Source organism: Janthinobacterium agaricidamnosum (assembly GCF_003667705.1).
GTDB lineage: Bacteria > Pseudomonadota > Gammaproteobacteria > Burkholderiales > Burkholderiaceae_D > Janthinobacterium.
In genome coordinates this window covers 515,754-527,879 of the sequence record NZ_CP033019.1, presented here as the reverse complement: position 1 = coordinate 527,879, position 12,126 = coordinate 515,754, and the positions used below count along the sequence as shown (strand labels likewise).

The 12,126-nt window shown below is 61.2% G+C and carries 9 protein-coding genes and 1 other RNA gene; 1 reads left to right on the top strand and 9 read right to left on the bottom strand.

Going from position 1 to position 12,126, the window contains the following annotated elements; all coding sequences use genetic code 11:
- Positions 1-2: 2 nt before the first annotated feature.
- From D9M09_RS02500 to rnpB, 7 genes are all read right to left on the bottom strand, one after another.
- A complete protein-coding gene (locus D9M09_RS02500) occupies positions 3-1,433 on the bottom strand; it encodes a UDP-N-acetylmuramoyl-tripeptide--D-alanyl-D-alanine ligase (protein ID WP_121668502.1) in 1,431 nt (476 codons plus the stop codon).
- A complete protein-coding gene (locus D9M09_RS02495; RefSeq protein ID WP_121668501.1) occupies positions 1,433-2,941 on the bottom strand; it encodes a UDP-N-acetylmuramoyl-L-alanyl-D-glutamate--2,6-diaminopimelate ligase in 1,509 nt (502 codons plus the stop codon). The genes D9M09_RS02500 and D9M09_RS02495 overlap by 1 nt, the downstream gene beginning before the upstream one ends.
- Before the next feature lie 8 nt (positions 2,942-2,949).
- Complete coding sequence (locus D9M09_RS02490; RefSeq protein ID WP_070222497.1) at positions 2,950-4,728, bottom strand: peptidoglycan D,D-transpeptidase FtsI family protein; 1,779 nt, start codon at positions 4,726-4,728, stop codon at positions 2,950-2,952.
- Complete coding sequence (ftsL, locus tag D9M09_RS02485; RefSeq protein WP_034748894.1) at positions 4,728-4,997, bottom strand: cell division protein FtsL; 270 nt, start codon at positions 4,995-4,997, stop codon at positions 4,728-4,730. The genes D9M09_RS02490 and ftsL overlap by 1 nt, the downstream gene beginning before the upstream one ends.
- On the bottom strand, positions 4,994-5,965 hold the full coding sequence (gene rsmH / locus D9M09_RS02480; protein WP_070222499.1) for a 16S rRNA (cytosine(1402)-N(4))-methyltransferase RsmH: 972 nt from the start codon (positions 5,963-5,965) through the stop codon (positions 4,994-4,996). Before rsmH ends, ftsL begins: the two co-directional genes overlap by 4 nt.
- Positions 5,966-5,974: 9 nt before the next feature.
- A complete protein-coding gene (gene mraZ, locus D9M09_RS02475; protein WP_034748899.1) occupies positions 5,975-6,403 on the bottom strand; it encodes a division/cell wall cluster transcriptional repressor MraZ in 429 nt (142 codons plus the stop codon).
- A 661-nt stretch (positions 6,404-7,064) separates the two neighbouring features.
- Positions 7,065-7,404: RNase P RNA component class A (rnpB, locus tag D9M09_RS02470), an RNA gene on the bottom strand.
- A gap of 240 nt (positions 7,405-7,644) precedes the next feature.
- On the opposite strand from rnpB, the gene D9M09_RS02465 reads away from it, so the two are divergent.
- A complete protein-coding gene (locus D9M09_RS02465; protein WP_121670940.1) occupies positions 7,645-9,348 on the top strand; it encodes a thiamine pyrophosphate-binding protein in 1,704 nt (567 codons plus the stop codon).
- Positions 9,349-9,420: 72 nt separating this feature from the next.
- Here D9M09_RS02465 and D9M09_RS02460 read toward each other — a convergent pair whose 3' ends face one another.
- Together D9M09_RS02460 and D9M09_RS02455 are read right to left on the bottom strand one after the other, a co-directional pair.
- Positions 9,421-9,963, bottom strand: coding sequence for a hypothetical protein (locus tag D9M09_RS02460; protein WP_121668500.1), 543 nt, complete (start codon positions 9,961-9,963; stop codon positions 9,421-9,423).
- Positions 9,964-10,115: 152 nt separating this feature from the next.
- Positions 10,116-11,180 (bottom strand): porin, encoded by a 1,065-nt coding sequence (locus D9M09_RS02455; RefSeq protein ID WP_070222502.1) that lies wholly within the window; start codon positions 11,178-11,180, stop codon positions 10,116-10,118.
- Positions 11,181-12,126 lie beyond the last annotated feature (946 nt).

Genomic DNA, 12,126 nt, shown 5'->3' with positions numbered 1-12,126 from the left:
GATTAGTGAGCTTCCTTGTTATTGTTGTTTGAACCAATCAAATGCTGCACGGCCCGTTCCATCTTCATGAAGCGGGAGCCCTTGATTAATACTGTTGCATCCGAACGGCCGGACAAATGCGCATCGAGCGCCGCCAGCAAACCGTCGAACTGTTCGAAATACTCCACGACCGTGCCCGATTCCTGGCTGGCGGCTGCCTGCGCCGCACTCACCAGATGGCGCGCCAGGCCGCCCGTCGCCAGCACGTGTTCGATGCCTTTGGCGGCGGCGTAGGCGCCGATCTCTTCGTGGAACTGCTGCCCCTGCATGCCGACTTCGCCCATCTCGCCCAGCACCAGGATGCGTGGTGCCGCGGCCTGCGCCAGTACATCGATGGCCGCGCGCGCCGAATCCGGATTGGCGTTATACGTGTCGTCAATGATGGTGGCGCCGTTGGCGGCACGTTTTTTCTGCAGGCGGCCGTTCACGGGCGCGAACGCCTCCAGGCCCTGCTTGATATGTTCGATGGCGATGCCGGCGCCCAAGGCGCATGCCGCCGCGGCCAGCGCATTACGCACATTGTGTTCGCCCGCCGCCTGCAAGCCCACGAAGAACTGGCGCAAGGCGCCGTCCTGCGCGCGCACGCTGACGAACAGGTCACTGCCAAAATCCTCGGCCGTGCGGTGCGTGCAGCTCACGTCCGCCTCTTTCGACAGGCCGAAGGTGATGGCGGCGCGCGCGCCGGCCAGCTCGCGCCACAAGGGCGTGAATTCGTCGCCATGCGGGAAGACGGCCACGCCGTCGCCGGCCAATGCCGCCAGCGCGGCGCCGTTTTCGCGCGCCACCGCTTCGACCGTATGCATGAATTCCTGATGCTCGCGCTGCGCATTGTTGACCATCGCCAGGGTCGGCGCGGCAATCGCGGCCAGACGCGCGATTTCTCCCGGATGGTTCATGCCCATCTCGATGACGGCCGCCTTGTGCTGCTCGCTCAGACGGAACAGGGTCAATGGCACGCCGATCTCGTTATTCAGGTTGCCGCGCGTGGCCAGGCGCGCTTCTTCGCCAAAGGCCGCCGCCAGGATCGATGCAATCATCTCCTTGACGGTGGTCTTGCCATTGCTGCCGGTGACGCCGATGACGGGCACATTGAAACGGCCGCGCCAGTGGTTGGCGATGCGGCCCAGCGCGGCCAGGGTATCGGGCACCACGATGGCCGCTACCTTGCCGCTGTCCCAGCCTGCGGGCAGGCGCTCGACCACCACGGCGGCGACGCCGCGCGCGGCCACCTGCTCGAGGAAGTCGTGGGCGTCGAAACTCTCGCCGCGCAGGGCGACGAAGAGCGAACCGGCCTGGGCGCTGCGGCTGTCGGTGGAGACACCGTCAAAAACGGCGTCGCCCTTCAGCTGCGCGCCGTCCAGCGACGGCATCAGTTCTGTCAGGGTGCCGCGCATCAGTTCGTCCTCATCATGGTCAGGCGCGCGGACAGGGCCAGCTGCGCATGGTCGGCATCGGAGAACGGCAGTTTCTTGCCCTTGATTTCCTGGTACGGTTCATGGCCCTTGCCCGCCAACAGGATCACGTCCGGCTTGGCGGCGTGCTTGATGGCCGACAGGATGGCGGCGGCGCGGTCTTCGATGGCTTGCGGCTGCGGGCCGTCTGCGTGCATGCCGGCGACGATCTGCGCGATGATGGCGTGCGGGTCTTCGCTGCGCGGATTGTCGCTGGTGACGAGCACGTGATCGGCCAGCTGCGCGATGGCGCCCATCTGCGGACGCTTGCCCGGATCGCGGTCGCCGCCGCAGCCGAACACGCACCACAGCTGGCCGCCCCGCTCCTGCGCCACCTGGCGCAAGGCGGCCAGGGTTTTTTCCAGCGCGTCCGGCGTATGCGCGTAATCGATGACGACCATCGGCGCTTCCTGGCCGCCCACCTGCTGCATGCGGCCCGGGGCCGGCTGCAAGGATTCGATGCCGTCGATGGCGGCGCGCAGGCCGGTGCCGTGCGCCAGCAAGGCGCCCAGCACGGCCAGCGCGTTGCTGATATTGAAGTGGCCCACCAGCTGCGTCTTGACCAGCGCCACGCCCAGCGCGCATTCGAGGTGGAAGTCAGTGCCGGCATTGCGGCTGCGGAACTGGCTGGCGCGCAGCATCAGCATGCCCGGCAGGTCGGGCAAGGCGGCCGCATCCTGCAGGGTGTAGCCGATGACGGGATATTCGCCGGCCAGCTTGCCATCCACGTGCGCCGCCAGGCGCAAACCCATGGGGTCGTCCAGGTTGATGACGGCCGTTTTCAGGCCGGGCCAGTCGAACAGCTTGACCTTGGCCGCCTCGTAGGCCGCCATGTCGCCATGGTAGTCGAGGTGGTCGCGCGTCAGATTGGTAAACATGGCGACGTCAAAATGCATGCCGGCCGCGCGGTCCTGGTCCAGGCCGATCGACGACACTTCGATGGCGACGGCCTTGGCGCCAGCGTCGCGCATGGCGGCCAGCTTGCGCGCCAGCAGCACGGCGTCGGGCGTCGTGTAGCCGGTGACGTCAAATTCGATGGCGCCGCGCGGCTTGCACAGGCCCACGCCCAACGTCCCGATGACGGACGATGGCTCGCCCAGGCGCGCCAGGGCTTGCGCCAGCCACAAGGCGCACGAGGTCTTGCCATTCGTGCCCGTTACGCCGGCGCTGAACATGGCGCTGTCGGGCATGTCGTAGAAAGCATGCGCCACGGGGCCGACCAGGCGTTTCAGGTCGCTGACCAGCAGGTGCGGCACGCTCCATGCGGCGTTCCATTCCACGGCGTCATGCACGATGGCGGCGGCGCCCTGCGCGATGGCGGCGGCGATGAAATCGGTGGCGCCCGCATAGGCGAAAAACACGTCGCCGCGCTGCACGCGGCGCGAATCGGACGTCAGCTGCCCGGACGGGGCAGCCGTTTTGATCCACAAACTGATGTCTTGTATGGTCATGAGTGACTTCACATGGCCTCCGGGCCGGCATTGGCCGGGACCACGATTTCGGTAACGGAGGAATCGGGCGGCACGTTCATCGCGCGCAGCGCGTTGGTCGCAATCGCCGCGAAAGCGGGAGCGGCGACCTGGCCGCCATAGTGGGCGGGGCCGGTCGGTTCATCGATCATCACGGCGATGATGAAGCGCGGCGCCGACATCGGCACCATGCCCACGAAAGAGCCGATGTATTTGCGCGGCATCGCATAGCGGCCGTTTTCCACCTTATAGGCGGTACCCGTCTTGCCGCCCACGCGGTAGCCGGCGACCTGGGCACGCTTGGCCGAGCCGTGCGCGCCGGAGACCACCAGTTCCAGCATGGCGCGCATGTCGGCGGCCGTCTTCGGCTTGATCACTTGCTGGCCCACGGGCAGTTCATTGACCTTCTGGAACGACAGGGGAATCGTGTCGCCGTCGCGGGCGAACATCATATAAGAACGCGCCAGCTGGATCAGCGACACGGAAATGCCGTTACCGTAGCTCATGGTCGCCTGTTCCACCGGGCGCCACGATTTATACGGACGCACGCGGCCGGCCACGGCGCCGGGGAAGCCCCATTTCGGCTGCTGGCCGAAGCCGACCTTGGTAAACATTTCCCACATTTCCTGCGACGGCATGCCCAGCGCGATCTTCGAGGTGCCGATGTTCGACGACATCTCGATAATTTCGGAGACGTTGATCACGCCGTGCGGCTTGGTGTCGGTAATCGTGCGGTCGGCGATCGTGTAGCGGCCCGGGCCCGTGTCGATCAGGGTGGTCGGCTTGACCCGGCCCGTGTCGAGCGCCAGCGACACGGTGATCGGTTTCAGGGTCGAACCGGGCTCAAAAGTATCGGTCATGACGCGGTTGCGCAGCTGCTGGCCCGTGAGCTTGCGGCGGTCGTTCGGGTCGTAGCTCGGGTAATTGGCCAGGGCCAGCACTTCGCCCGTGTGCACGTCGAGCACCACGGCGCCGCCGGCCTTGGCGTTGAATTTCTCCACCGCTTCCTTCAGCTGCGTGAAGGCGATGTACTGGATCTTGCTGTCGACGGACAGGGTCAGGTCCTTGCCGTCATGCGGTTCGTGGATGAAGCCGATGTCTTCGACGATGTGGCCCAGACGGTCCTTGATCACGCGGCGGCTGCCGGTGGTGCCGACGAGGGTTTTCTGCTGCGCCAGTTCCATGCTTTCCTGGCCCACGTCTTCCACGTTGGTAAAGCCCACCACGTGGGTCATCACTTCGCCCTGTGGATAGAAGCGCTTGTATTCCTTGCGCTCGTCGATGCCGTCGATGCCGAGCTTGGAAATCTTGTCGGCCACGTCCATCTCGACCTGGCGTTTCAGGTAAACGAAGCTGCGGTCCGAATCGAGCTTCTTGCGCAATTCGTTGACGTTCATTTCCAGCAGACCGGCCAGCGCATTGATTTTTTCGGGCGACGCCTGCAGCACGTCGTCGGGAATGGCCCAGATGGCTTTCACGGGGACGGACGACGCCAGCACCTGGCCGTTGCGGTCGGTGATCTTGCCGCGCGTGGCCGGCAGTTCCAGCGTGCGCTCATAGCGCGCCTTGCCCTGCTTTTGCAGGAACTGCGTCGACACGCCCTGCAGCCACAGGGCGCGCGCGCCCAGGCCGGCGAAAGCGAAGAACAGCAGGAACAGCACGACGCGCGAACGCCAGACGGGCAGACGCACCGCCAGTACGGGGTTCTTCGAGAATGGCACGCCTTTCGATGCCGCCACCCGGCCGTTACTATTACCGCCCAACTTCATTATTCGCCCTCCGTCAGGTATTGCGTACGCGCCGCCGTCAACGGCGTCATGCTCAGGTCGCGCCGTGCGATCGATTCAATGCGTTCATGCTTGCCCAAAGTGGACTGGTCCAGCTGCAGTTGCGCCCAGTCGATGTCGAGCTGGCGCGACAGCGCTTGCGCGCGTTCCAGGTCGATCAGCAGGTGGCGCGACTGGTACTGCGCGTTCACCAGCGACAGACCGCAGCACACCAGCAGGGCCGACAGCACGACACACAGCTTGCCAGTCATCGGGCGCCGCCACTAACTGGAATGGGCAAACGCTGCGCCACGCGCATGACGGCCGAACGCGAACGGGGATTGCCCTCGATCTCGGCGTCGGACGGCTTCATTTTCGAAATCAGCTTCATTTCCGGCTGCGGCAAGTCGACCGCGCGGATCGGCAGACGGCGGTCAGGCTGCTCCACGTTCGCCTTCGAGGCGAAGAAGCGCTTGACCATGCGGTCTTCGAGCGAATGAAAACTGATCACGGCCATGCGCGCGCCGGGCGCCAGGCAGGCATATGCCTGGTTCAGACCGATCTCGAGATCCTCGAGCTCTTTGTTAATGAAAATGCGGATTGCCTGAAAGGTGCGGGTAGCGGGGTCCTTACCCTTCTCGCGGGTCTTGACGGCGCCTGCCACGATGCCGGCAAGCTGTCGTGTGCTTGAAATTGGCTGGACTGCCCGGCCAGCAACAATCGCCTTTGCAATCTGAAAAGCAAACCGTTCTTCCCCATAATCGCGTATCACTTTCTCTAAATTCTGCTCGGTTTCCACCGCCAGCCACTCGGCCGCGGAGACGCCGCGCGTGGTATCCATGCGCATGTCCAGCGGTCCGTCGTTGCGGAAGCTGAAACCGCGCGCCGCGTCGTCGACCTGCGGCGACGAGATGCCCAGGTCGAGCAAAATGCCGTCCACCTGCTGCACGCCGCGTTCGGCCAGGCTGGCCGTCATGGTGGCAAAGCTGTCATGGACGATCTGAAAACGGGGGTCGGCAATCTGTTCGGCCGTGGCGATGGCTTGCAAATCCTTGTCGAAGCCGATCAGGCGCGCGTCATCGGCCAGGCGCGACAGGATCAGGCGGCTATGGCCGCCGCGGCCAAACGTGCCATCGACGTAAATGCCGTGCGCGCGGTCGCCCGACAGGTCGAGCGCATCGACCGCTTCATCGAGCAGCACCGTGCGATGCTGAAATTCCGGCACCGTGAGTTGTGTCATTACGGAGCCTTAGAAAGAAAAATTGGAAAGTACATCGGGGGTGCCGGCATCGATCGCCTGCTGTTCTTTGTCGGCCAATTTGGCGGCATCCCATATTTCAAAGTGACTGCCCATACCGATCATCATCACTTCGCGCGCCAGCCCGACGGCATTGCGCAATTCAGGCGAGATCAGCACGCGGCCCGCCGAGTCCAGCTCGACGTCGACGGCGTTGCCGAGGAAGATGCGCTGCCAGGCGCGCGCCGACATGGGCCAGGCGGCGATTTGCTGGCGGTGGCTTTCCCACACGGGACGGGGGAAAAACAGCAGGCAGCCATCGGGGTGTTTGGTCAGCGTCAGACGGCCTTCGCATTGAATCGCCAGCGCGTCACGGTGCTTGGCAGGGATAGACATCCTGCCTTTGGCATCGAGATTGATTGCGGACGCGCCTTGAAACACGGAATACCTTTTTTTGAGCTTGGCTTGCAACGCTTGCGCATCGCGATGGAAAGGGAAAATTTCCCACAAAAACACACTTTTTCACACAGTTGCCCACTTTAGAGGAAGCAAAGATAGTGGTCAAGCGGTTTCCGATTGGCAAAACAGGAATTTTATTAATGAAATTAAGGACTTAGCGCAGATCGTTGAAGGAGTCTCAAATAAAAATATATCGATAAATTAGATACTTATGAAAGATAGTGAATGTGCTACCTCATCTGCACACATGTGTTTTCCTACCGTAAACATCGAAAAAAACGAAATCAAAAAATTGAATTTTTTACAGTTAGTTGACACATGACAATACTTTCGTCATGCAGGCACAACGGCCAGCAGCGGCAGAGAAAGACTTGGTTTAAAGCATAAAACCCTTGCCCATGGCGCATACCTGCCCTGTTTTCCGGGCCTGGCCTGACGCAGGAAAAATATTTTTGCACTGCAGCAATTAATTAGAACCAAGAAACTTTAACCAATTGTCCATCTTTAGTTGTCTATACAACTTTATCTTCGCTGCACTATTTTTAGAAACAAAAAAAGCCCCGTTGCGGGGCTTTTGCTTGGTGCGCAGCATGCAAACTGCGGTGACCAAGATACTCCCCGGCAAGCCAGGGAGCAGGAATTCAAGTGAAGCAGGCCGATAGGCCGGATTTTGTTACGGCGCCTTCCCTTGCAGGTCGGCGCTATGACAGTCATTCCTCTAGGCGCCAGATTACTCGGGCGCTCAAGCTTTCTACCCGCACGCTCCGCGAGCAGCATCATCGCGTGCCTATTTGAAATTGCACCAGGTGGAGGTTACCGCGTTTCACCGTAACTTAATACGCTCGTCTCTGTGGCCCTATTCCTCGCCTTATACCTTGCGGCTTTCGACGGACGGCCGTTAACCGTCACCCCGCTCTATGGAGTCCGGACCTTCCTCCCGCCAGCGCATTGCTGCGCCGGCCAGCGACTGTCTGGCCTGCTTCACCCGCCATTGTACCGCGCCGCAGCATGTTTCTGCAAAAAGGCCTGTGCGGGAACGACACCGCTCGCCGGGCCCCGCGTCGGGCTCCGGCCCGGGGGATTGTGTAATTCGGTGTCGCCATTTCAAAAGCCGGGCCAAATCGGCTCACATAGAATGAATGGGGCAAGCCGCCTGCATGCAGGCGCATGCACACCGCTTGCCCCATTTCTTTGCCACCCAACTAGAATATAAAGAGCCGAACATGACGCAACAACCCCGTACCGGCGGCCAGATCCTGGTCGATGCCCTGCAGATCCACGGTGTCGACACCGCTTTTGGCGTGCCTGGCGAAAGCTACCTCGACGTGCTCGACGCCCTGCACGACTCGGGCATCCGCTTCATCATCAACCGCCAGGAAGGCGGCGCCGCCTTCATGGCCGAAGCCTACGGCAAGCTGACGGGCAAGCCGGGCATCTGTTTCGTCACGCGCGGTCCGGGCGCCACCAACGCCTCGATCGGCGTGCACACGGCTTACCAGGACTCCACCCCGATGATCCTGTTCATCGGCCAGGTGGGCAACGATTTCGTCGACCGCGAAGCGTTCCAGGAAATCGACTACCGCCGCATGTACGGCCAGATGGCCAAGTGGGTGGCGCAGATCGACCGCGCCGAGCGCATCCCCGAATACCTGGCGCGCGCCTTCCAGGTCGCCACCAGCGGGCGTCCCGGCCCCGTCGTGCTGGCCCTGCCGGAAGACATGCTCATTTCCATGGCGACTGTCGCCGACACGCGCGCCTACCGGAGCGTGCAGGCGGCGCCGTCCGACGCCCAGCTGCAGCAGCTGCGCGCCATGCTGGCGGCGGCGAAGCAGCCGCTGGTCTTGCTCGGCGGCACCACCTGGACGCCGCAAGCGTGCGCCGACCTGCAGCAGTTCGCGGAAAGCAACCACCTGCCCGTCGCCTGCGCCTTCCGCTTCCAGGACTTGCTCGACAATGCACACCCGAACTACATCGGCGACGTCGGCATCGGCATCAACCCGAAACTGGCCGCGCGCGTAAAAAATGCCGACCTGGTCATCGCCATCGGCCCGCGCCTGGGCGAAATGACGACGGGCGGCTACACCCTGTTCGACTCGCCCGTGCCGCGCCAGCGCCTGGTGCACATCCATACGGACGCCGAGGAGCTGGGCAGCGTCTACCAGGCCGAGCTGATGATCAACAGCGGCATGCCGCAAGTGTGCGCCATGCTGGCCGCCATGGCCCCCGTCGATGCTTCCGCCTGGAAACATACGCCGGCGGAAGCGAAGGCCGAGCTGGCCGCCTACCAGGAGCAGCCGCCCATCTTCCGCGATGGCCAGGCGCCGCTGGACCTGTGGCAGGTGACGCAGGAAATCATGGCGCAGGTGCCGGCCGACACCATCGTGACGAACGGCGCCGGCAACTACGCCTCGTGGGCGCACCGTTTTTATCGCTACGGCGGCATGCGCACCCAGCTGGCGCCGACGAACGGCGCCATGGGCTACGGCGTGCCGTCGGGCGTGGCGGCGAAGATCGTGCACCCGGAGCGCACCGTCATCACCTTCGCCGGCGACGGCGAATACATGATGAATGGCCAGGAACTGGCCACGGCCGTCCAATACCAGGCGGGCGTGGTCATCATCGTCTTCAACAACCAGATGTTCGGCACCATCCGCATGCACCAGGAACGCGACTACCCTGGCCGCGTGTCGGGCACGACCCTGCACAACCCCGATTTTGCGGCGCTGGCGCAGGCGTATGGCGCGCATGGCGAAGCGGTGAATACGACGGAAGAGTTCGCCCCTGCCCTGCAGCGGGCGCTGGCGCATGCCAGGGCGCACAACTTGCCGGCCCTGATCGAACTGCGCTACGACGGCAACCTGATCACGCCAAACGCGACACTGGCCACCATCCGCGCGAATGCGGAAAAGGCGCAGGCGGCCAAATAAGCCCCTTGCAAGGCGAGAAATAACAAAGGCCCGGTCGATACCGGGCCTTTTTCATGCGCAAGTCACAATAACTCAGGCGGCAGGCGCTGGCGCGCTTTCCTGGGCCGGCGCCGCCTCGGCCGGCGCTTCCGGCACCGACGGGCATGGCGTGCAATTTTTCAGGGGACGGCCGAAATCGCGCACGCGGCTCAGCTTCATCGGCATGCGCACGTTGCCGCCGCAATAATCACCTTCCAGGGTCAGGGTCTGCCCGTCTTTGGAAAACTTGCCGACGATGGTGCGTTCCTCGCTGTCGGCGCCGGCGATGGTGAAGTCGAAGGCGCCCGTGGCGGCGTCCAGGTTGACGTCGTTGGCCACGATAGGCCAGCTCAGGGCGCCTGCCGTGAATTCATAGATGACGGAATCGGCCTCGGCAAAGCGGTGCAGGGTGACGCGCTGGCCGCCGATTTCGCCGCTATCCTTTTGCAGGCACAGGTCCGAATAGACGGCCACGCCATAGCGCTCCAGTCCGGCCGGCTTCTTGCCCTTGACGGCGGCAACAGCGGCGCCCGTGGCGCCGGCGAGCAGCAGCGCGGCCAGCATGGCGGCCAGGCGCGGCGAGGTGAATGAATACATGGCATTCCTTTACTTGGGTAACGGCGCCATTATAACTGGCGCCGCCAATGCAAAAACGCGCCGCCAGGCCGAAGCCAGACAGCGCGTTTCCTTGCTTATCAGCATCCCCGAAGGGATGCTGGCAGCGGTACTAAGCTTCGCTTGCGCGAATATTAGAACGAGTGACGAACGCCAACGTTGAAGGCTTTGTCGCCCGTACCAACATTGCTGTTGTTACCAACGGTGTAGCCAGCGTTGTTTTTGTTCTTGATTTTAGCGTACGAAGCGTAGGTGCTGGTGCGCTTCGACAGAGCGTACGAGTAGCCCAGTGCCCATTGATCAGCATCAGCGTTAGCAGCGGTTTTGTCGTTCGTGCGGATGAACGAAGCCATTACGGTGCCAGCTGGGCCAACAGGTACGGTTGCGCCGACCAGGATGTTGTTGCTGTCGGTGCTGTAGCCAGCCGAAGTGTAGTTAAACGCGTTAACATTGCCGTTGTTGCGGATGGCGCTGTTTTGGCCTTTGTTTGCGCCGTATGCGATGTAAGCTTTAGCAACTGCGAAGTCGTAGTTAGCTGCAGCCAACCAGTTACGGCCGCTACCGGTTTCGGTCGTTGCGGTGTCGTTGCTGGTGTTGTTGTAAGCGATACGAGCGTTCAAAGGACCGTTCGAGTAGCCAGCCGACGCGCCGATTTTGCGGCCGATTTTGTTCGACTCAGCTTGCTCGCCGAAGGTGTAAGCCACGTCAGCGTCAAAGCCGTTGAAGTTTGGCGAGGTGTACAGCACGGTGTTGCTGGTGCGGGTGTTCGATGGGAACAGGTTCTTAGCGGAACCAGCGTAGCCAGCTGCGAATGGATCAGCAACTTTCGACAGGGTGTTGTACCAAGGGGTGTATTGACGACCCAGGGTCAGGGTACCGGTCGTTTTGCTGCTCAGACCAACGTAAGCTTGACGGTTGAACAAGCTGCCTGCAACGTCTTGTTGACCGTTGTCAACGCCGAAGCCCGATTCCAGAACGAACAGTGCCGACAGGCCGCTGCCCAGATCTTCGGTGCCTTTGAAGCCGATACGGGAAGCCGAAGCAATGCCGCTGTCCAGTTTGTTAACGTTGCCGTTAACACCGCCGCGCTCGCTGACGAAACCAGCGTCAACGGTACCGTAGATAACAACGCTCGATTGAGCTTGGGCTACGCCAGTGGCTGCTGCCAGAACTGCCAGGGTGATCAGAGTTTTTTTCATTGCGATTTCCTTTAATTTTTGAAGCAAAAAGTAATACAGCCTATGCATCTCGAGCTGCGCTCTAGCAGAGCGCTTTTTATGAGTGAGGGCAAGGTCTCCACCTGCCACATTGCTGTTCCGGTCAGAGGAACATTCATATCGGTATCGGCACGCTATTGCACCGATAAGCTTGAAGGCTGCATAACGACCGTTATTCGTGCGCCGGTTCGGTGCTCAAACGGCACCGGAAGCGGCACTATAACGACCGTTTCACATTCCATCAAGTTCCAACATGTTACTTCCGGTACCAGGCCGGGGGCTTTTTCAGGCATCCCGACCATCGCCAACCGTACTACGCGACAGAGCCAGTGCCCCTTGCCAACCAATGCATTGGCCTGATTGACCATTCCATCATAGCGCATGCCTAGTCCACACCCGTTGTATTAGTGCAACAGTATCAGGCGAGTGATTAAAACGTCAACATGCTTTACCCCTCATTTGCCCTCCAAGATTTACGCGACAAAGCGCACAATTTGTCAGGCGATAATGGATAAACGGGACGAAGCATACACGGCATCGGCAATGTTTGCTGCCGAATGCCCAAAAACGGGAATGCATGCGCCCATTTTTGGTGCGTTGCCGCATTATTCAGGGGCGTAGGCGCTATTTTCGACGTCGGCGCACGCGTCAAAAAAATAGGCAGAGTATCAACACAATTACTGACTTTCCGGTAATTTAAATTGCTCACATAGAAATGTTTTCCATGTTTTTCAGACCACGCTTCCACCATCCGATTGGAACGGATGAGTACGACTCTTGCTTGCAAATTGCGCATCACTTGAAACAATTTCTTACAATGTTGCCTTCTCAATATTTTGATATTTTTGTGTCTAAAAAACGACACTTTGACCGAAATCAAGTTTTCAGCGGCCCCATTTCACATCTTTACTTTCTCTTTTTTGCATTT